The organism is Komagataeibacter diospyri (assembly GCF_043995075.1).
GTDB lineage: Bacteria > Pseudomonadota > Alphaproteobacteria > Acetobacterales > Acetobacteraceae > Komagataeibacter > Komagataeibacter diospyri.
Map to the genome: position 1 here is coordinate 2,233,507 of NZ_CP171836.1, position 18,029 is coordinate 2,251,535.

General features: G+C 60.2%; 24 protein-coding genes. 12 read left to right on the forward strand and 12 right to left on the reverse strand.

Translation table 11 applies throughout. The annotated features are described in order from the left end of the window. The first annotated feature begins 85 nt into the window (after positions 1-85). Positions 86-256, forward strand: a complete 171-nt coding sequence (locus ACE2AA_RS10475) for a hypothetical protein (protein ID WP_154675780.1) — start codon at positions 86-88, stop codon at positions 254-256. Between the two features lie 36 nt (positions 257-292). Then, positions 293-1,216 (forward strand): hypothetical protein, encoded by a 924-nt coding sequence (locus ACE2AA_RS10480; protein WP_141301405.1) that lies wholly within the window; start codon positions 293-295, stop codon positions 1,214-1,216. Between the two features lie 5 nt (positions 1,217-1,221). Here the strand turns inward: ACE2AA_RS10480 and ACE2AA_RS10485 are convergent, their stop codons facing one another. Together ACE2AA_RS10485 and ACE2AA_RS10490 are read right to left on the reverse strand one after the other, a co-directional pair. Continuing rightward, positions 1,222-1,599 (reverse strand): hypothetical protein, encoded by a 378-nt coding sequence (locus ACE2AA_RS10485; protein WP_395369702.1) that lies wholly within the window; start codon positions 1,597-1,599, stop codon positions 1,222-1,224. A gap of 93 nt (positions 1,600-1,692) precedes the next feature. Beyond that, positions 1,693-2,166 (reverse strand): surface-adhesin E family protein, encoded by a 474-nt coding sequence (locus ACE2AA_RS10490; RefSeq protein WP_227001025.1) that lies wholly within the window; start codon positions 2,164-2,166, stop codon positions 1,693-1,695. A gap of 144 nt (positions 2,167-2,310) precedes the next feature. Here ACE2AA_RS10490 and ACE2AA_RS10495 point away from each other — a divergent pair, with 144 nt between their 5' ends. Together ACE2AA_RS10495 and ACE2AA_RS10500 are read left to right on the forward strand one after the other, a co-directional pair. Then, positions 2,311-3,510: an aldose epimerase family protein gene (locus ACE2AA_RS10495; RefSeq protein WP_395369704.1), complete on the forward strand. Its 1,200-nt coding sequence runs from the start codon at positions 2,311-2,313 to the stop codon at positions 3,508-3,510. Positions 3,511-3,592: 82 nt separating this feature from the next. Next, the gene (locus ACE2AA_RS10500) at positions 3,593-3,766 is read left to right on the forward strand and encodes a hypothetical protein (protein WP_162851939.1); all 174 of its coding nucleotides are present in this window, start codon (positions 3,593-3,595) and stop codon (positions 3,764-3,766) included. Positions 3,767-3,796: 30 nt separating this feature from the next. Here ACE2AA_RS10500 and ACE2AA_RS10505 read toward each other — a convergent pair whose 3' ends face one another. Together ACE2AA_RS10505 and ACE2AA_RS10510 are read right to left on the reverse strand one after the other, a co-directional pair. Next, on the reverse strand, positions 3,797-3,952 hold the full coding sequence (locus tag ACE2AA_RS10505) for a hypothetical protein (protein WP_227001026.1): 156 nt from the start codon (positions 3,950-3,952) through the stop codon (positions 3,797-3,799). Positions 3,953-4,372: 420 nt separating this feature from the next. Beyond that, complete coding sequence (locus ACE2AA_RS10510; RefSeq protein ID WP_162851940.1) at positions 4,373-4,549, reverse strand: hypothetical protein; 177 nt, start codon at positions 4,547-4,549, stop codon at positions 4,373-4,375. A 222-nt stretch (positions 4,550-4,771) separates the two neighbouring features. Here ACE2AA_RS10510 and ACE2AA_RS10515 point away from each other — a divergent pair, with 222 nt between their 5' ends. The 3 genes from ACE2AA_RS10515 to ACE2AA_RS10525 all read left to right on the forward strand — a co-directional run bounded on the left by ACE2AA_RS10515 (position 4,772) and on the right by ACE2AA_RS10525 (position 5,902). Continuing rightward, positions 4,772-4,933, forward strand: a complete 162-nt coding sequence (locus ACE2AA_RS10515) for a hypothetical protein (RefSeq protein ID WP_162851941.1) — start codon at positions 4,772-4,774, stop codon at positions 4,931-4,933. A 204-nt stretch (positions 4,934-5,137) separates the two neighbouring features. Continuing rightward, positions 5,138-5,320, forward strand: a complete 183-nt coding sequence (locus ACE2AA_RS10520; RefSeq protein ID WP_025437346.1) for a hypothetical protein — start codon at positions 5,138-5,140, stop codon at positions 5,318-5,320. A 168-nt stretch (positions 5,321-5,488) separates the two neighbouring features. After that, positions 5,489-5,902: a hypothetical protein gene (locus ACE2AA_RS10525; protein WP_395369707.1), complete on the forward strand. Its 414-nt coding sequence runs from the start codon at positions 5,489-5,491 to the stop codon at positions 5,900-5,902. A gap of 37 nt (positions 5,903-5,939) precedes the next feature. On the opposite strand, the gene ACE2AA_RS10530 is transcribed toward ACE2AA_RS10525, so the two are convergent. The 3 genes from ACE2AA_RS10530 to ACE2AA_RS10540 form a co-directional block, all read right to left on the reverse strand. After that, a complete protein-coding gene (locus ACE2AA_RS10530) occupies positions 5,940-6,272 on the reverse strand; it encodes a multidrug efflux SMR transporter (protein ID WP_141261318.1) in 333 nt (110 codons plus the stop codon). Between the two features lie 3 nt (positions 6,273-6,275). Next, complete coding sequence (locus ACE2AA_RS10535) at positions 6,276-6,464, reverse strand: hypothetical protein (protein WP_141261333.1); 189 nt, start codon at positions 6,462-6,464, stop codon at positions 6,276-6,278. A gap of 339 nt (positions 6,465-6,803) precedes the next feature. Continuing rightward, complete coding sequence (locus tag ACE2AA_RS10540) at positions 6,804-7,880, reverse strand: restriction endonuclease (RefSeq protein WP_395369708.1); 1,077 nt, start codon at positions 7,878-7,880, stop codon at positions 6,804-6,806. Between the two features lie 130 nt (positions 7,881-8,010). Here ACE2AA_RS10540 and ACE2AA_RS10545 point away from each other — a divergent pair, with 130 nt between their 5' ends. Further along, positions 8,011-8,610: a GDSL-type esterase/lipase family protein gene (locus tag ACE2AA_RS10545; RefSeq protein WP_141261320.1), complete on the forward strand. Its 600-nt coding sequence runs from the start codon at positions 8,011-8,013 to the stop codon at positions 8,608-8,610. Between the two features lie 101 nt (positions 8,611-8,711). Continuing rightward, the gene (locus ACE2AA_RS10550) at positions 8,712-9,107 is read left to right on the forward strand and encodes a hypothetical protein (protein ID WP_162851942.1); all 396 of its coding nucleotides are present in this window, start codon (positions 8,712-8,714) and stop codon (positions 9,105-9,107) included. Positions 9,108-9,227: 120 nt separating this feature from the next. Here the strand turns inward: ACE2AA_RS10550 and ACE2AA_RS10555 are convergent, their stop codons facing one another. Then, the gene (locus tag ACE2AA_RS10555; protein ID WP_395369711.1) at positions 9,228-10,877 is read right to left on the reverse strand and encodes a phosphoethanolamine transferase; all 1,650 of its coding nucleotides are present in this window, start codon (positions 10,875-10,877) and stop codon (positions 9,228-9,230) included. 220 nt (positions 10,878-11,097) lie between these two features. Between ACE2AA_RS10555 and ACE2AA_RS10560 the strand changes: the two genes are divergently transcribed. Continuing rightward, entirely contained in the window at positions 11,098-12,318 is a 1,221-nt protein-coding gene (locus ACE2AA_RS10560; protein ID WP_141301421.1) for an NADP-dependent isocitrate dehydrogenase, read from the forward strand. A gap of 161 nt (positions 12,319-12,479) precedes the next feature. On the opposite strand, the gene ACE2AA_RS10565 is transcribed toward ACE2AA_RS10560, so the two are convergent. Then, positions 12,480-13,739, reverse strand: a complete 1,260-nt coding sequence (locus tag ACE2AA_RS10565) for a dicarboxylate/amino acid:cation symporter (RefSeq protein ID WP_141301424.1) — start codon at positions 13,737-13,739, stop codon at positions 12,480-12,482. Between the two features lie 294 nt (positions 13,740-14,033). Here ACE2AA_RS10565 and ACE2AA_RS10570 point away from each other — a divergent pair, with 294 nt between their 5' ends. Then, the gene (locus ACE2AA_RS10570; protein ID WP_141261325.1) at positions 14,034-14,621 is read left to right on the forward strand and encodes a TIGR00645 family protein; all 588 of its coding nucleotides are present in this window, start codon (positions 14,034-14,036) and stop codon (positions 14,619-14,621) included. Between the two features lie 290 nt (positions 14,622-14,911). After that, complete coding sequence (locus ACE2AA_RS10575; RefSeq protein ID WP_141261334.1) at positions 14,912-15,421, forward strand: Rrf2 family transcriptional regulator; 510 nt, start codon at positions 14,912-14,914, stop codon at positions 15,419-15,421. Positions 15,422-15,459: 38 nt separating this feature from the next. Here ACE2AA_RS10575 and ACE2AA_RS10580 read toward each other — a convergent pair whose 3' ends face one another. The 3 genes from ACE2AA_RS10580 to ACE2AA_RS10590 form a co-directional block, all read right to left on the reverse strand. Then, entirely contained in the window at positions 15,460-16,062 is a 603-nt protein-coding gene (locus tag ACE2AA_RS10580) for a DedA family protein (RefSeq protein WP_395372191.1), read from the reverse strand. Between the two features lie 543 nt (positions 16,063-16,605). Continuing rightward, positions 16,606-17,247 (reverse strand): 5,6-dimethylbenzimidazole synthase, encoded by a 642-nt coding sequence (bluB, locus tag ACE2AA_RS10585; RefSeq protein WP_395369713.1) that lies wholly within the window; start codon positions 17,245-17,247, stop codon positions 16,606-16,608. 14 nt (positions 17,248-17,261) lie between these two features. Beyond that, positions 17,262-17,894 carry a hypothetical protein gene (locus ACE2AA_RS10590; RefSeq protein WP_395369715.1) on the reverse strand — a complete coding sequence of 211 codons (633 nt, stop codon included), beginning with the start codon at positions 17,892-17,894 and terminating at the stop codon, positions 17,262-17,264. Positions 17,895-18,029 lie beyond the last annotated feature (135 nt).

The following is an 18,029-nucleotide window of genomic DNA, read 5'->3' on the forward strand; positions in this document are numbered from 1 at the left end:
TAGACATATATTGTCATAATTCAGGCCATGGAAGGATATTTCCACATGCCTGTTTCCATGACGGGGAACATGGACACCATGATGCATGATCGTGACCGGTCTGCGACAAAATATGTCCGTCCTTCACCGCGATGCGTGCCATGCCGGCGGCAAAAATAATACTAAAGAAGATTTTCATTTTTTACGCGCCACAGGGGCGACCTGTGCGGTCGGCATTGGCCAGTTGGTATCGCGCCGTTATCATGGCGACCGTTGATGACTTTTTTTTGGATACTGGAAGGAAATAGCCGGGATGCGCCTGCTACCTGCTGCCATCCTGGCAATCGGGACCCTCTGCGCCACATCATATGCGCACGCCGCTGACCCGGACTGGATATTCGCCAATAACGGACCGGCGGGCCAGCCCATGATCATGTCCCATCAGGGCACGCTGGATATCATGTTCTACCGTGCAGCCAGCGGTACGGTGGGCATTGCCGTCCATCAGCGTCACGGCCGTTACCACAACCCGAAAGGAGTGGAGACGGCCATGGTGATGATCGGCAAATTCACCATTGCGCTGCAGGTCTTCGGCAATGCCCAGAAATGGGATACTGCCGGGGGCGACCTGAAACCCGACACCGTGCCCGATCTGGTCGTCGCCCTGAAGGGAGCTGCCACGGGCGCACTGATCCCGTTCGAGCACGAACCGGTACAGTTTTCGGTAAAGGGAGCGATGGCAGCCCTTGATGACCTGGCACAGTATGCCACCCAGCATGGGGAAAGCCTGCCGTCGCCGCTGCAACCGGCTCCCGCCGCCCATGCGGCGGCCCCGGTGGTGGATATCGAAAAACTGGCCCATCATCCTTACGATACCCAGCACGGCCGCAGGCTGGTGCTGCCACAATATGATATCGCGGCCAACTGCGACCGCGCCCATATCGAAATGCAGGATACGGATGGGGAATGCATTGGCGCCGAACAGAAAAGCCAGGCAACCCTGACCGCGCACTGGACCGGATACGACAGTGACCTGCGCGCCGCCTGCCTGTCACTGGTCAGCGATCCGGGGCGGCTGGAAAAATACCAGGCGCTGCTTATGTGCCTGTCGCGCTATCAGGATGACCGACGGCAGTGGCAGCTTGTTTCCGGCTCCAGCGGCAGCGACGACATCATGCCCGCCAAGAACCCGGCGCAACCGGGCGATACACCTGCGGCACCTGCCGCCCGCCCCTGAAGTAATCAGTCGGTGGGGTTACGGCGTGTCAGTGCGAATATGAAAAAGGCCACACCGCTGAGCAGCAGCCCGAACAGGATGACCAGCGGCTGGATGTAGAGCACCACCAGCACAAGGAACAGCACCAGCAGGGCGCTGTATTTCAGCTTGCGGTCCTCACTGGAAAACAGGTCGATCAGGCCGTCCGAAATCTGGTGCAGGGCCGATGCGCCATCCGTCCTTTCGCGCGGTGCGACCGTCAGCCCCCGCTGTTCCAGCTGCAGCAGGAAAACACGCGCCCGATCCTGTGCCGGCATGGTCACCGCATCACGGCCCGTGACGGTGGGCAGACATGCCGCCACGGCATCAACGACATGACTATCCACAGAAACCTTATCGTCCATTTTTAGCAGTTCCCCCAGCCATGCAGCGTGCGACGCGCTGGCCCATCCACGCTGTTATCCACATAACTTACTGGTTTATCCCCAAAAGGGGGATTATTGCCCCCCGGCATGAGTGTGGCCCACATGGGCGCATGCGATACGCCTGCCATCACGGAGCGACGGGTCAACCGTCATCTCCCCACGTGGCACCGGGCCGTCAGCAATCCGGTGGCCCGTGCCCATGTGACCCGACCATGTGGCATAGGACAGCGTGCGGTACGTATCCGCCGCACAGTTGTACATGACGGAAAACCGGACCGAGGCAAAGGGCAGCCCGTGACGGATCATATCCTCGTCAAAATCCTGGATGAAGGTGGCGGATGAATGCGTGCCATGTACCTGAACGGATGCAAGGTCGATATATTCATTCACCTTGTTCTGGTACGGCGGCAGCTTCTGCAGTTCCGTCTCGGCATGCGGGGCCGGGGATGCGGGCAGGTCCTGTACCTGTGCCGCCCGTGCGCCGTTTACCATCCCACCACAGGCAATACCCGCGGCCATCAGCGCCACCACAACCCTGTATCGCATCTTCTCCCTTTCAGGCGCACGAAACGCGCGCGTACACACCAGACCCGGATTCATTGCCCTGTTTTGCAGGATCGGCCCCATAGCGGCAAGATAAACAGCAGATAACAGGGTTTCATATCGACCCCATAATGACAGGAATGCTCCATGCACACTTTTTTTTGGCACGGGAGCCGCCGTTTTCCCGTAGCCGGGCTGCTGCTGGCGATGGCGGTTGTCACGGTGGCGCATGCGGACACCACCGATCCGGTGACACTGGGCCGCGCACCGTTTGGCACCACCCCGGACGGCCGGATGGTCGACCGTTTCACCCTGTCCAACAGCCACGGCATACGCGTGCAGGTCATGACCTATGGCGCGACCATCACCGCCATTGATGCACCGGATGACAGCGGCCACGTGGCGGATATCGTGCTGGGGTTCCCGACGCTGGAAGGATACACGCGTGACAGCGCCCGTGGTGGCCTGTTTTTCGGGGCGACGGTCGGGCGCGTGGCCAACCGCATCGCCAATGGTGCCTTCGTGCTGGACGGGCATACCTACCACATCCCCCGAACCGAGGGGACCAATGCCCTGCATGGTGGCCACAGGGGATTCGACAAGCATGTATGGACGGTGGAAAACACCAATGTCACCGCCAGTGGCGCCAGCGTAACCCTGAAACTGGTCAGCCCGGACGGGGATGAAGGCTTCCCTGGCACGCTGATCACGCATGTCACCTTCAGCCTGAACGACAGCAATGAACTGTCGCTGCACTATACCGCAACAACGGACCGGCCCACGGTGATCAACCTGACCAACCACAGCTACTTCAATCTGAATGGGGAAGGCAGTGGGTCAATCGAAAATGAAGTCCTGCAGGTCAATGCCGATACCTTCACGCCGATCAATGCGAAATCCCTGCCGCTGGGGACGGTCGCGCCCGTTGCGGGCACGCCACTGGATTTCCGCACACCCCACCGTATCGGCGACCGGCTACGCGATACGGACCCGCAGATGATGTATCCGCATGGTTATGACCAGAACTGGATCGTCAATGGCCAGCTATCGCACACCCCTGTGCCTGCCGCCCATCTGTGGGATCCGGCATCGGGACGGGTGCTGGATGTACTGACCACGCAGCCGGGGCTGCAGGTCTATACATCCAATTCGCTTGACGGGCGTTACGCCGGGCCAGCGGGCCGGGCCTATCGCCAGACGGACGCCGTGGCGCTGGAAACCCAGCATTACCCTGACAGTCCCAACAATCCCGATTTTCCCAGTATCGAACTGAGACCGGGGCAAACATATGATGAAATCACCCTTTACCGCATGGGCGTGCAACCCGTACCACGCCGGCGCCATTAAGGGAGATGGGAAATACCGTTGATTCCGGGGGGAAGATCCTTACATACCTCACCATAGCGTGATTGAAGGACATAAGACCCAGATGAAAAAGATTGCCGTTCTGCTTCTGCTCGCGGGGCTGACAGCATGTCAGGCCGATCGTTCGCCCAGTGATCCAAGCGAAAGCGGCGGCGTTGGGGGCATGACCGGATCACCGGGACAGGATGCGCCCAGCGATGGCCCCGGGGGAACGGGCGGACCGGGCATGGGCAACTAGTCCACACGATCCGGCGCGGGTGTGGCGGTATCAGTCGCGCCCGCCGCTGAGGTTGATGACCCCAAGCCCCAGCAGACCAAGGCCGGCCAGCCCTTCAGCCACCATCCATGATATCGGGCCAATCCCCTCGGCCGTCATTCCGCGCACCAGAACGCCCACGCTACCAATCATCAGGAGCAGGGACACAATGGTAACCCATTTTACAATTTTGCCGCGATTCATCAATCTCTTCGCTGTCTGTCGATCCGGTCACCGGCAGGCCCGGCACCTTTCCTTCTAACACCCTGAACGGACAATCGTCCAAACACGGCATGCGCAGCCGCAATGCGCCTGCCGCGCATCAGGAACCATTTCATGCAGATGTGATCCGCGCCGGCGCATCTTTCATGCCTTCCTGACGTTGCTGGATTCATGGACCCTTCGGGCGCGTGCTCCGCGACAGCAGCACCCCGGCACCGGCAAGGAGCAAAGGTCATGCAGGCAATCCGCCCCCCCTCCATCCCGCCACGTGAATGGTCCGCCCGGATGCGGCACCTTGTCCGGACATGCGTGGCCTATCCTTACGCTTTCCTGCACCTGTGGGATGGGGACTGAGCACTTCCCGGGTCATTCATGGCGCAGGTCAGCTGCGGAAAACCATTCGTCATTGCCCGTGCGGTCACTGCGCACGCGGATCTGGCCATTTTCAATAATTTCGACAACGGCGCCTTTCATGCCGCGCAGTTCCGGTTTGACTGCCGCATCGTCCCTGACCACCACGATATCGCCTGCCTTGAAATCCACGTCCTGTTCTCCCTTTCCCGATTACGGTGGTCCAGTCTCCCGGGGGATCGGTCCGCCGTGGCCCATGTCCCACCCATCCCCTCCAATCATGCCAGCGATGGCGGGTATCACAAACCGTTGTCCGGCCATGTCATACCACATCCGCACAAAGGGCAGGTTGCGACAGGGGAAAGGTGTTCCGACATGAAGGGGCAAGCCAATACAAGAACACAGGAATACCTTATGTCATCTGAACATCACCTTCCTTCCGCCACAGACCTGCAGCGCGAACTCGAACAGGTGCGTCGTGACTACGCCATTGCACTGAAAGACCGGCCCGAACACGCACGGGCACTTGAAGAACGCGCCAGAAAGCTGGAAGCCGAACTCGCGCACCAGAAATAACAGGGCGATACGGGTCGGGGTACGGTACATCCGACCTGATCGGGCGGAACGGCATGCACACGGTATCGACTGTCCCCTTGTCAAGATAACCGCATGACAGGCTGCCATGCGGCGGCAGGCATGGATCACCGCGCGGCCCCACCCCATGTAAATGGGAACGGACACACTGCGTGTCCCCTACAGAACAAGAATTAGGATGCTATCATGAGCAAAGTGGCAACCAGTGGTCCCGATGCACAGGGCAAATACAGCCTGGAAGTTAATATCGGTGGTCTGACCGGCACGCTGAGCGGTTTTTCTTCCGCCATGGAAGCCGAGGATTATGGCGTTTCCCTGCTGCGCCGCGTCAAGGAACTGGCCAAGGCCGATAACCTGAAGACGGCCTGAACCAATCCCTGAAACCCGCAGGTAATGGATGGTGTGCGCTATCGCCCCGTCCATCACCTGCGGGATGACGGCCATCAATGGTCGTCTTTATACCTTTTTTCTTTATACAGTTGGAAACCTGACAGGATCAGGACGTGAAGCTGTATATGGAAAAAGGATTTCTTTCCCATGAAACGACTGACCCGATCACTGTCGGCGCTGGTATTGGCCAGTCCGCTTGTCGCCTGCGTGGATGGCCCCGGATATGGCGGCTATTACGGCGGGTACGGTTACGGCCCCTCGGGGGGGTATTATAGCGGATATGGCGATTATTACGGCGGCGTGCCCGAATATATGGGGCGCGGCGGCGGATGGGGCCGCGGTGGCGGCGGTCGTGGTGGCCCAGGTGGAGGCTTCCGTGGGGGCAGGCCCGGCGGTGATTTTCATGGCGGTGGGCCGGGTGGCGGTTTCCACGGTGGCGGCGGCCATGGCGGTCCGGGCGGTGGTGCCCCCGGCGGCGGTGGTCGCGGTCCCGGTGGACCCGGCGGTGGCGGCGGCCACGGTGGTGGTGGCGGTCACGGCGGCGGTCCGGGCCGACATTGATGTATGTGGCCGGTCCTGTTTACGGGACCGGCCATTTTTATCCGTGCTGGCCTGCGCTGGACAGCAGGTTCATGACCAGTACGCCACATATGATAAGCGTCATGCCAGCGACCGCTGCCAGATCCAGCTTCTGTCCCAGCACCACGCGACAGACCAGTGTGATGAGCACGGTGCCAATACCCGACCAGATGGCATAGGCCACACCGGTGGGAATGGCGCGCAACGCCAGGGACAGCGAATAGAACGCCACGCCATACCCGACCACGGTCACGCATGATGGCCCCAGACGCGTAAAGCCATTGGATAACGTAAGGCAGAATGTGGCGGTGACTTCCGCCACAATCGCAACCAGCAGATAGACGTATGCCATGCCCTATACGCGCCGACGGGCCGCGGCACCCCGTGGGGGCAGTCCCGTCAGCCGGGGACGCGGTGCGCGGGGAGGAAGCGGCGTTTCATCGCGAATCGCCACGGCATCATGCCCACGGGCACGCAGTGCATCAGCGAATCGCTGGACATGCGTCCATTGCGCCCCCGCATACAGTTCACGACCATCCAGCATTACACGATGTCGTCTCAAACCTTTCCCTCATCCCGTCCGTTTCTGACCTTAAAGATGGGGGCAGCGGACATAAAACGCAACGGCACGGAAAATTTGTTTCAGCCCTGCAGGAAACCTTCGCTTTCATGAAACGATTCATGTATAGGAAGGATAGGAGGTATGATACATGAGCAACTCTGCACGCATGATCGCCCATCTGCTGATCACGGTCCGGTTGAGTACGCGCAATCGTCCTTCCGCTCCTGTTCCCGCGGCATCGCGCGATTGAATATGTCGCGCCGGGTAGCCCGGCGCGCATTCCATCAGACATGTTTTGTCATGTTATGACATAATGAAGGATCATGCCTTTTTCCGCGCCCGCGCCAGACGGGTCGCAAAAGCAGGCAGTTCATCATGATGTAGCAGAAACACGTTATTGGACCGTGCCAACTGCCGGGCCGAATTCGTGTAATCCGCGTTGGAGACCACAGCCGCGATATCGGCATGATAATGCAGCCGGGCCGCTGAAATCTGCTGCACGGCTTCGTTCCCCACCGCATTACGGTACAATTTGCACTGCACGACCAGTCGTGTTCTGCCGCGTATGGCAATGACATCCGCGCCCTGGTCCCCTCCGGGTGGCGTGGCCTGTGCATCCCATCCACATTTACACAGGCGTTCGGCGCAATACCGTTCATAAGCAATAGGGTCCATGTCCGGCGCGTAACCACTGCTGGCCTGCCCTGCCCCGCCGCCTGACGGCTTCTGGCTGGCCACATGTTCGATCCGGGCCTGCACGCGGGCCGCAATGATGGGCCATGCCCATTGCAGACGGGACTTCCGTAGCGCGGGCTGCACGATGGTCCTGATGAATTCCGCCTGTTCCCGTCGCCACCGGGTCGTACGTTCCACGCCATAGCTGTTCAGTTGCACCAGTTGCCTGCGCCGGATACGCAGGGCATCGGCATGGCGGGCCACCAGTCGCCTGCACACGCGCCAGGCCTGCCACCTGCGTAAAAACCGCCAGCCATACCGTAACAGTGGCCACAGCATCACCGCCCCGATCCCCGCCATGACAAGACGCGGCAGGCCGAATGATCGCGGCCCCTCCCAGCCTGACATGGGTTGCAGGATGGCGGCAGGGAAATACAGCGCGCCCTCCCCTTTGTGGATGGGCAGGTGACGCAACAGCACCACATCCCCATGATGGCCTACCACCTGCCAGTTTCCTGTCCCGTCCACGCGCCTGCAATGCAACTGGGTCAGTGTGCGCTCAGACGTGGCTGTAGCCGACAGGCCCGCCATCCGTTGCAATGCGCCTGGCTGTGCGCAGCCCACGGTTGCGGGGGGCACGTGATGGATCACCTGTCCCGCCATGGCGGATAATGGGGCCAGCAGCAACCCGCATCCTACCCATGGCATGATCCATGCACGCATCCCTGTATTCCCACCCCGTGTTCATAACCTGTTCCAAGAACCCTAAAGCATGAGAACAAAATAGGAAAGTAGAGAAACGCCAATCCTTTCCACCATGGTTTTTCCCATCTGCCACGCCTATCATGCGGATATGCGAATCTGTTTTATCGGTGACAGCTACGTAACGGGAACCGGCGATGAAACCTGTCAGGGATGGGTGGGACGCCTTTGCGCCACGGAACGACAGGCAGGCCATGACATCACGCCCTACAATCTGGGCGTGCGCGGGCAGACCGGCCGCGACATCGCCTTGCGGTGGCATGCCGAAACCCGGCCCCGGCTGGAAGGACGCCACGATGGGGGCATCGTGCTGTCCTTTGGCGTCAATGACTGCACATCCACCACACATGGGCAGCCCCGCATCCCGCACGATGAATCCATCGCGACGACACGACAGATCCTGCAACAGGCCCGACAGACATGGCCGGTCCTGATGATCGGCCCGCCGCCGGTCGGGCGGCCCTGCCCCGATGACCGCACGCGGGCACTGTCGCACGCCATGGCGGAATTATGCGCGCGGTTGTCCGTGCCCTTCCTGCCGGTATGGGAACCACTGCTGGCCCATCCCGCGTGGTGCGCCGAAATCGCGCGTGGTGATGGCGCCCATCCGGCAGGTGGCGGCTATACCGCACTGGCGCGGATCATCCATGACTGGCCGGCATGGCGGGAATGGATGGAGCCGCTACCCTAAATCCACATGCCGGTTTATCCGTTTCCCCTGGCATGGCGCGACGGCAGGGTCACATTCGCCACATGACCGCCATATCCCGTTTTGAACAAAGGCATACAGACATGAAAAAGATCCTTACCTGTGCCCTGCTGGGCGTGCTGGCCGCCGGCACTGTCTCCATGGCACACGCCGAGGTGCCGGAGGGGGAACTGAACTCGCTCTACATCCGCCCCGAAGTAAAGCTGCCCGCGCCTGCACTGACATTCCCCAATTATCCGATCGTTGATGACTGCACGACGGAATTTGGCGATGACGTCACCAATGCCTGCGTCACACAGGAAAAGGAACGCGCGCTGGTCCTGCAGCCCGCATGGGAAGAATATCAGGACAGCGACAAGATCGCCTGCCAGGAAGACGTGACGCATATCCGCCATATCCAGCTGTACAAGAACCTGGCCTACTGTCTGGACAAGCGACGCTATGACGCATGGCTGCAGAAGCATCCCAACGGGAAATAAGAGAGTCTGCCAAAACAAATCATTGATAAGAAATGAAAGTTTCTGGGTGTCGCCTTTTTTTTAAAGGCAGCATTCCCTGAAGCTTTTCCGATAAAAAGGCTTCATCAAACACTTCTGTATTCAGTCCCGTGCGATATGACACCTGCCATCATCATGGCTGTGGTCATAATCAACAGTCTGGTTGGTCGTGCTGTCTCCATGCACAATCCGCGCCATATGGGCAGGATGGGCTGACAGCACCGACAGGGCTTCATCTGCAGCCCCGTAATGCAGCCCTGCCGCATCCAGCACGCTGGGTGGCAGGGCCGCAAGCGTCAGCGGCACATGCACGTTATCGCGCGCGGCCTGCGCCGCCTGCGGGTGGGCCGTCTGCCACGTGGCGGAGGTCCACAGGTAGAATGGTATTTCATACGCGGCGCGCACATCCCCATGCGCTGGAATACCGCCGGTGCATTCCGAAATCCGCACCCCATGGTCGGATACGTAAAACAGGGCGGCTTCCCCTCCATGCGCCACCAGCGTGGCACGCACATGGGCCAGCATATGGTCGGTATAGGCAATGCTGTTGTCATAGGCCGTGCCAAGGCTGGCAAAGCCACGGGGAAAACGGTCGGCCGCATTTTCATGGCTACCGAACAGATGCAGCACGATAAAGACGCGTCCATGCGCATCCGTAACTGCATGATCCACGACCGGCAGCATGCGTTCGTCCAGCACCGGACTGCCCATCAACCCGTCATGCACGGTGGTGTAGACGATATGACGGGCCTGTTCCGAATACGCGCCAATCACGCTGTCATATGGACCCAGCCGGGGATGGTTGCTGATCCACCATGTATCGAACCCCGCCGCGTTGAATACGGATACCAGGTCGTGCCCCGGCATCGCACCGGGCCGCAGGCGGTCATAGCCGGACAGGATGACCGGCACGGCGCCCACCGTATAATCAAAAGGGGTGATCATGTCATCAAAGCGCACCAGCCCCGGCACCCGCTCCATTTCCGGCGTGGTCGCGGGACCATATCCATAAATATGGTGGTGGTCCCGCCGTGCGCTTTCGCCGATCACCAGCACGATCACCTGTGGCGTGGTGGGCGGCGGCGGATCGAAACGGATCGGTTCATGGCTGATCCGTCGCGCCATGTCGGTCACGCGCCGGGTTTCACGCCGGGCGGCGATGTAGCCGGTCGCCATGCTCCACGGCCATGCCCGGTCAAAGCGGGAATGGATGGGCACCATCGGATTTTCGGTCCCGCCCCGCGTGGGAGGCAGATGCCGCCATAACTGCACGGTGGGCACGATGATCCATCCCAGCAGCACGGCCATGCAGACCATGCGCGTGCGGACCCGCCAGCCCACTATCGCGCCGCGTGGTCGCGACAGATAGAACCCGGTCAGCGTCACCCACATCAGCGCCCATAACCCCAGATACGGCAGGACAGGCCGCACATACCCCACCACAACGGGAAAAGAGCAGTAAAACAGGATCAGCCACAGCGGATATCCCGGCGGCACGCCACTGATGCTGATGTAATACAATGCCGCAGGCAGCAACACGACCACCGGCAGCATGAACGCAAGCAGCATCCGCCTGCTGTTGAACAGCAGTGCGACCACCGCCCACAGCACGACCGACCGCACGATCCCCTGCAATGCCGTGCACGCGGGCAGCAGCGCAAGGATGACCATGAGGCCAGCCAGCATGTCGGGCCACAGACGCCGGAATGCGGCCTGCCTGCGGGCCGGATCACGGGGGAAACGGACAGTCATGACCGTTTCATGTCACACGCCCTCCCCCTCGGGTAGTCCCATCATGCGGGCAGGCCGCACGATGATGGCACGTTTGTGAATGAACCCGCATGCAGCAATGCTTTTTATCCCCTGTCGGCACGCCTAATAATGCGACCGCCGGGAGGCCCGCTGCGCGAACGGGCGTCAGAAAGAAAAAACACACAAAAACAGTCATCATTTAAAGGCAGACAAACGTACCATGGCAAAAATAAAGGTCAGAAATCCCGTTGTCGAAATGGACGGCGACGAGATGACCCGCATTATCTGGCACTTCATCCGCGAACGGCTGATCCTGCCGTATCTGGATATCGACCTGAAATATTACGACCTTGGCATCCGCCACCGTGACGAAACCGATGACCGCGTAACGGTGGAAGCCGCCGAAGCCGTGCGCCGTTACGGCGTGGGCGTGAAATGCGCTACCATCACCCCGGATGAGGCACGGGTGGAGGAGTTTGGCCTCAAGAAGATGTGGCGTTCGCCCAACGGCACCATCCGCAACATCCTTGATGGCACGATCTTCCGCGAACCGATCATCTGTTCCAACGTGCCACGCCTTGTCCCCCACTGGACCCAGCCCATCGTGATCGGCCGCCATGCCTATGGCGACATCTACCGCGCAGCCGAGACACGCATCCCCGGCCCTGGCAAGGTTACGCTGCGCTACACCCCCGCCGATGGCGGGCCGGAGCAGGTGCTGGACGTGCATGACTTCAAGGGGCCCGGTGTAGCGCTGGGCATGCACAACACCCGCGCCTCGATCGAAGGCTTCGCGCGCGCGTCACTTGCCTACGGCCGCGACCGGAAACTGCCGGTTTACCTGTCCACCAAGAACACCATCCTCAAGGCCTATGACGGCATGTTCAAGGATGTGTTCCAGGAGGTGTACGAACGGGAATTCAAGGCCGAGTTCGAGAAGCTGGGCCTGACCTACGAACACCGCCTGATCGATGACATGGTGGCCTGCGCGCTGAAGTGGAAGGGCGGCTATGTCTGGGCGTGCAAGAACTATGACGGCGATGTGGAAAGCGACATCGTGGCACAGGGCTTCGGCAGCCTTGGCCTCATGACCTCGGTGCTGCTGAACCCGACCGGCGATGTAGTGGAGGCCGAAGCCGCCCATGGCACCGTCACCCGCCATTTCCGCGAACATCAGAAGGGGCGGCCCACCAGCACCAACCCCATTGCCTCGATCTTCGCATGGACGCGTGGGCTGGCCTATCGTGGCAGGTTTGATGACACGCCTGACGTGACCCACTTCGCCCATACGCTGGAACGCGTCTGTGTGGAAACGGTCGAAGGTGGCCAGATGACCAAGGACCTTGCCCTGCTGGTCGGCAGGGACACCAAGTGGCTTGATACCCAGCCTTTCCTTGACGTGCTGGATGAAAAGCTGCGCGCAGCACTGGCCAAGGCGTAAAAACACGAACGGGACGGCCCACCAGCCGTCCCGTTTTACCTAGGCCCGGTTAACAGAAGTTTTTGGGAACGCTTTTTTTAAAAGGCTGCATTCTTCAAAGCTTTCTGAAAAAAGCTTCATCAAAAGACTTCTTTACGACTTCAGTCTTTTCATACAGTTCCTTATTCCCCTTCCGCCAGCGCGTGATCGGCCAGCTGGCCTTCCCACCGCGCTGCGACGGCGGCAGCGTAGCCATTGCCCAGCACGTTGGTTGCCGTCCGCGCCATGTCGAGGAAATGGTCAATCCCCAGTATCAGCGCCAGCCCCGCCTCCGGCAGGCCGAACTGCGGCATGACGGCCGCCAGGGTGACCAGTGCCGCACGCGGCACACCGGCGATACCCTTGCTGCTGAGCATCATCACCATCACCATCGCGACCTGCTGGCCCAGCGGCATGTGAATACCGTAAGCCTGCGCGATGAACAGCGCGCCAAAGGACTGGAACAGCACCGACCCATCCAGATTGAAACTGTAGCCCAGCGGCAGCACGAAGCCGCTGATACGGTCGGGTACGCCAAAGCGTTCCAGCCGTTCCACCAGCAGGGGATAGACGGATTCACTGCTGGCCGTGGCGAAACCAAGCAGGATGGGCTGCACCAGCAGCCGGGCCAGTTCAAACACGCGCCGACCCAGCACGCAGAAGGTCATGGAGGTCAGAAGTACCCACAACACGCCCAGCGTACCATAGAATTTGCACAGGAACATGCCGAACGTGCCAAGGATGCCTGCCCCACTATGCGCGACACTACCCAGAACGGAACCGAAGACCGCAACAGGGGCAACATACATGACCATATCGGTCATGCGCAGCATGATGCGCGCAAGCTCCCCCGTCCATGGCAGGATCATGCGCTGCGCACCCTTTCCCGCCGCCGGCAGCGCCAGCCCGAACAGGATGGAGAACACCACGATCTGCAGGATGTCATTGCGCCCCATGGCGTCAAAGATGCTGGTAGGCACCACGTGCAGCACGAATTCGATCGGGTCGAAATGCGCGTGGGCAAGCCCCAGATCCCCCACCGATAGCGGAGTGGTGAACCCCGCTCCCGGCTGCAGCAGGTTGGCCGCCACCAGTCCCGTCGCCAGCGACAGGAAGGATGCGGCGATGAACCACAGCAGGATGCGCCCGCCGATCCGCATGACCTGCGCCCCATCGCCAAGGCTGCCGATGCCCGATACCAGTGTCGCAAAGACAAGCGGGGCGATGATCATGCGCACCAGCCGCAGGAAAAGCCCCGTCAGCATGGTGGCGAACCGGGCGGCGGGTTCGCTTGCCGCAGGGCCTGCCGCATGCAGGACCAGCCCCACCACAACACCCAGCACAAGGGCTACAACAATGGCGCGCGTACGATGGTTCGCATTACTTTTACCGGAAACGGCCAATATCGGTATCCTGTTGCGGTGGAAGACACGCGGGAAGTAGCGCGGCGTCCCCCCGTCACGCAAGATGGCGGCACGACGCGGCCCGTCTCACGGGCACCTTCCGCACCCGCCGCGCATTCTGCCCTATCCCCCCGTTCATGCCGCCGCAACTCCCATCCCATGATGGTGGGGTGACCATGCCGACACACATAATTGTCATCACCGGCCGCGGCAGGAAAAAAAGTCCGATAAAAAAAAATTTGGACATGCAATATATACCTACCCATTCGGGTAGGATGAGATTATACAGGCGTCATGCACGATCCCACGCCGCAGGCGTCGTCTCCGGTTCCCACGCAGGGAACACCATGGCTAGAAAGCGGCCTGGAGCGACTGTTCTTCCGTGCACGGTGGTTGTGCGCACCGCTGTATCTCGGGCTGACGGCCGGGCTGCTGGTAATACTGGTCAAATTCTTCCAGACCGTGTGGACGCTGGTCAGGCATAGCTACACGCTGGAATTCGATGATGTGTTTGTTGGCATCCTCGACATGATTGACCTGGTGCTGCTGGCGAACCTGCTGCTGATCGTGATGTTCGCGGGATACGAGAATTTTGTTTCAAAGCTGGACGTACGCAGCCACCGGGATTTTCCCGACTGGATCGGGCACGTCACGTTCGGGGACATCAAGATAAAGCTCATGGCTTCCATCGTGGCCATGTCCGCAATCCATGTACTGGCGGATTTCATACGGGTTAATGAAATCTCCAGCCGGACACTGGCCTGGAGCGTGGGTATCCATCTGGCCTTTGTCGTATCGGGCCTGATGCTCGCGATGATGGACCGGATGATGGAACCACCCGCCCCCGCTACAGGGTCGGGGGCAGAATCGGGCACCCACTGACAGGCTGCCCATTGCCGTTACGACGGCCAGGAATAAGGCGCCCCGGCGGGCGTTGCAGGCATGGATTGGCGCCTGAGCGAACTCGCACCCGTTGATTTGGGGCGAGACAAAGGCGTTTTCGTCCCATTACAATCACATTTACGTGATAGTATAGGACCGTTTCCGTCGCCTTTATTTGTCATTGGCTTACTAAAACCAAGGGCTGGAGCATGTTTTGACATATAAACGGCATATGGAATACCGTTTATATGGGTCTGTCTCTGTCGATTGCCCCTATGTTAGGTAGCCACATGCGCCTGACCCTGCACACCGATTATGCCTTACGCACGCTGCTATACATGGGAATCCATGCGGACAGACGTGTGTCGATCCATGAAATCGCCAGTGCGTACGACATATCCGAAAATCACCTGGTCAAGGTCATTCATCGGCTGTCACGTCTTGGGCTGATTGATGCACGGCGTGGCCGGGGCGGGGGACTGCTGCTGGCCCATGACCCCAGGGACATCCGGATTGGCGATGTCGTACGCCAGACCGAGGATGACATGCGCCTCGTCCATTGTGAACCAAACACTGATACCGAAAACAGCAGTTGCTGCGTCCTGTCGGACATGTGCCGCCTGCGCGGGGTTCTGTCGATGGCGCTGGGAGCATTCATGAAAGTGCTGGATGGCACGACACTGGCCGACCTGCTGCCGCCAGAAGAACATGCCATGCTGCGCGAACGCCTGCCCGGTCCCCGGGTTCCCGTCCCGTCCACCAGAACGGTCACACCCACAAACAGGCCGACGCTGCAATAAATCCTTCCCTTGCATGGGACAGCCGGATAGTGACCTGATTACGCCACCGGCGTCCCGGGCACATCCACGGTCCGGGCCGCCGCATCCACACGAGCTTCACGCAGGGCCTGCCGGGTCAGGCGTTCTTCATTGCGACGCAGGAAAATGGCGCTGGCCACCAGTCCGGCAGCCACAGCCAGACCCATCGCGATACTGGCCGGGCCGGATACCTGCGTTACCTTGCGGCCAAGGTAATACGCACCCGTGGCATACCCCCCGGCCCAGCACATGCCACCGAGCGCATTGAACACCATGAAGCGCGGCCACGGCATATGGTTTGCCCCCGCCAGCAGGGCAACAAATACCCGCAACAGGGCGATGAACCGCCCGAAAAACACGATGCCACTGCCATGATGACGGAACAGGAAGCGCCCCAGCAGCAGGCGATCCGGGGTCAGCTTGATCCTTGCGCCATATTTCTGCAGCAGCGGCAGACCGACCCTGCGTCCGATCATGTAGCCGATATTATCCCCGATCACGGCACCCGCCACCGCCGCAAGCGCCACCCACTGGATATCCAGCTTATGGGTTGCAGCGCAGTAGACGGAAGCGGAAATGATCAGTGTTTCAGCTGGCAGCGGCAGCCCCATGCTTTCCAGCATGACGATAAAGGTGATCACCCCATATCCATAATGCTGGAACAGGTATTCAAAATGATGCAGCAGCGTTCAGTCCTCCATCGCCGGGAAACGGGCACGGGCCATGCACTCCGCGCGTCGGCAGGGCCAGCCCGTCCTGCGCGGAACGCCAGCAGGTGGGTGGAAACGCATCACCTGGATCTGACCAGCCTGAAACCCGGCAGGCACAATGGGTGAAACACGACGGCAGCAAAACCGGCTTTAACGAATATCTGCCACCCGTTTTTTTTCCTGCCCTGGTCCCCGCCCTTTAACTTCAGGCCGGCACCCGCCGCCCTGATCGGGCAACGCTGGCCATGATCCGTGCATACTTAGGAGAGTGTTTGAAAAGTCAGCTCATGACAGGCCCCAAGAGCTTCAGGGAACACCGCCTTTTTCAAAAAGGCGTCATCCAAAAATTTTTATTTTTTATCAAAAGGTTATTTTCAAAAAGTTTTTTTAAGGGTGAACCGGACATATCCCGTAATATGGGCCGCCATCGCGCCGGATCTGATGGAACCGATGGCCCTAGCGCCGGATCCATTCCCGGCGTTCGGGCGCGCGCCTTTCCCACCCGCGCCGTTCCAGTTCCGGCGTGCTGGCAGGCTGGGCCGGGTAGCCCACACACAGATAGGCCACAAGCTCCAGCGTGGGGTCCATATCCAGCACGCCCCTGATCCGTTCGGGGTCGATGATGGAAACCCAGCCAACACCGATTCCCGATGCCGTGGCCGCCAGCCAGAACGTATGGATGGCCATGACCGTGGACCATGTGGTGGTCTGTGGCATGGTCCCCCGACCCAGGCCACGCCCCTGTGTGGGTTCGGGGTGGGACAGGACCGCGATGTGATGCGGTGCGTCATCCAGTCCCGCCAGTTTCAGCCGGGCATAACGCTGTGCATCCGTTCCCGCGCGGTCCGACAGGGCACGGGCGTTGCAGCGGGCAAAATCCTCGCGCACCGCCGCGCGGCGGTGCGGGTCATCCACCCGCACGAAACGCCATGGTTCACTTAATCCCACCGATGGAGCAAGACAGGCAGTGCGCAGCAGACCATCCAGCACGGGTTCGGGCAACGGATCACGGCGGAAATGGCGCACATCACGCCGCCAGCGGAACAGGTCTTGCAGCTGCTCCCTGAAGTCGGGAGAAAATTCGGGCATGGAAGTCATGCCCCCTCTTTCGTTCATTGCAGGCGGTCTGTCACGTCCTGGATGCTATCGGGGTCTGCGGGCGTGGGTTGCGTCACACCCCCTTCCTCCGGCGTCAGGGGGGCGGCATAGGCCGGGTCTTCCTCGAACCTGGAAGCCACTTCGCGGATTTCGTCAAAACTGGCCTTGTACCAGTCCACCTGCGTATGGGTATGGCTGTTCACGACAAAACTCAGGAACGCGGGGGATGCGCTTTCCTCAATGCCATATAACGCCTCGTCCTCGCCGCCGCCGCCTTTCGTATGGAAGACGAAGTGACAGTTCACCGCATCCGTATAGCGCAGGAAGGTATGGTAAATGATGGTCGGCACGATTTCATGCATGGCCTGCCCAATATAATAGGCAGGCCGCGCGCTGATGACCGCGGGTGTGACGTTATCGAGAATCCCTTCGTTTTCCAGTGCGCTGGCACTGTCGATAAAACGGGACTGGTTGATCGTGACCGTCACCCCGCACCGACGCACGTGATAGGCGCTGGTGACCGTAATGCCGAATTTCTCATAATCAGGCAGCTTGTTGAACGCGGTCGTGGCCGCATGGGCTGTTCCCATCTGCGCCAGCATGACAACCGCCAGCCATGCCGTACGTCGTGGCGTATGTTTACCCATGTCCTTTCGCTGCTCCCCCACATGGCTGCCTGTCAGGTGTATTTTACGCTCCTGTCATGTATCGTCCAATGAATATGGCGGCGCACCGGAATGCGCCGCCATATCATCATGATGCAGGATCAGCCCGCCTGTGGG

Excerpts from the sequence above, each read along its gene's own strand:
- ACE2AA_RS10475 (WP_154675780.1), top strand. The coding sequence starts at position 86 with ATGATCGTGACCGGTCTGCGACAAAATATGTCCGTCCTTCACCGCGAT.
- ACE2AA_RS10480 (WP_141301405.1), top strand. The coding sequence starts at position 293 with ATGCGCCTGCTACCTGCTGCCATCCTGGCAATCGGGACCCTCTGCGCC.
- ACE2AA_RS10485 (WP_395369702.1), bottom strand. The coding sequence starts at position 1,599 with ATGGACGATAAGGTTTCTGTGGATAGTCATGTCGTTGATGCCGTGGCG.
- ACE2AA_RS10490 (WP_227001025.1), bottom strand. The coding sequence starts at position 2,166 with ATGCGATACAGGGTTGTGGTGGCGCTGATGGCCGCGGGTATTGCCTGT.
- ACE2AA_RS10495 (WP_395369704.1), top strand. The coding sequence starts at position 2,311 with ATGCACACTTTTTTTTGGCACGGGAGCCGCCGTTTTCCCGTAGCCGGG.
- ACE2AA_RS10500 (WP_162851939.1), top strand. The coding sequence starts at position 3,593 with ATGAAAAAGATTGCCGTTCTGCTTCTGCTCGCGGGGCTGACAGCATGT.
- ACE2AA_RS10515 (WP_162851941.1), top strand. The coding sequence starts at position 4,772 with ATGTCATCTGAACATCACCTTCCTTCCGCCACAGACCTGCAGCGCGAA.
- ACE2AA_RS10520 (WP_025437346.1), top strand. The coding sequence starts at position 5,138 with ATGAGCAAAGTGGCAACCAGTGGTCCCGATGCACAGGGCAAATACAGC.
- ACE2AA_RS10525 (WP_395369707.1), top strand. The coding sequence starts at position 5,489 with ATGAAACGACTGACCCGATCACTGTCGGCGCTGGTATTGGCCAGTCCG.
- ACE2AA_RS10530 (WP_141261318.1), bottom strand. The coding sequence starts at position 6,272 with ATGGCATACGTCTATCTGCTGGTTGCGATTGTGGCGGAAGTCACCGCC.
- ACE2AA_RS10535 (WP_141261333.1), bottom strand. The coding sequence starts at position 6,464 with ATGCTGGATGGTCGTGAACTGTATGCGGGGGCGCAATGGACGCATGTC.
- ACE2AA_RS10540 (WP_395369708.1), bottom strand. The coding sequence starts at position 7,880 with ATGCGTGCATGGATCATGCCATGGGTAGGATGCGGGTTGCTGCTGGCC.
- ACE2AA_RS10545 (WP_141261320.1), top strand. The coding sequence starts at position 8,011 with ATGCGAATCTGTTTTATCGGTGACAGCTACGTAACGGGAACCGGCGAT.
- ACE2AA_RS10550 (WP_162851942.1), top strand. The coding sequence starts at position 8,712 with ATGAAAAAGATCCTTACCTGTGCCCTGCTGGGCGTGCTGGCCGCCGGC.
- ACE2AA_RS10555 (WP_395369711.1), bottom strand. The coding sequence starts at position 10,877 with ATGACTGTCCGTTTCCCCCGTGATCCGGCCCGCAGGCAGGCCGCATTC.
- ACE2AA_RS10560 (WP_141301421.1), top strand. The coding sequence starts at position 11,098 with ATGGCAAAAATAAAGGTCAGAAATCCCGTTGTCGAAATGGACGGCGAC.
- ACE2AA_RS10570 (WP_141261325.1), top strand. The coding sequence starts at position 14,034 with ATGCACGATCCCACGCCGCAGGCGTCGTCTCCGGTTCCCACGCAGGGA.
- ACE2AA_RS10575 (WP_141261334.1), top strand. The coding sequence starts at position 14,912 with ATGCGCCTGACCCTGCACACCGATTATGCCTTACGCACGCTGCTATAC.
- ACE2AA_RS10580 (WP_395372191.1), bottom strand. The coding sequence starts at position 16,062 with ATGCTGGAAAGCATGGGGCTGCCGCTGCCAGCTGAAACACTGATCATT.
- bluB (WP_395369713.1), bottom strand. The coding sequence starts at position 17,247 with ATGACTTCCATGCCCGAATTTTCTCCCGACTTCAGGGAGCAGCTGCAA.
- ACE2AA_RS10590 (WP_395369715.1), bottom strand. The coding sequence starts at position 17,894 with ATGGGTAAACATACGCCACGACGTACGGCATGGCTGGCGGTTGTCATG.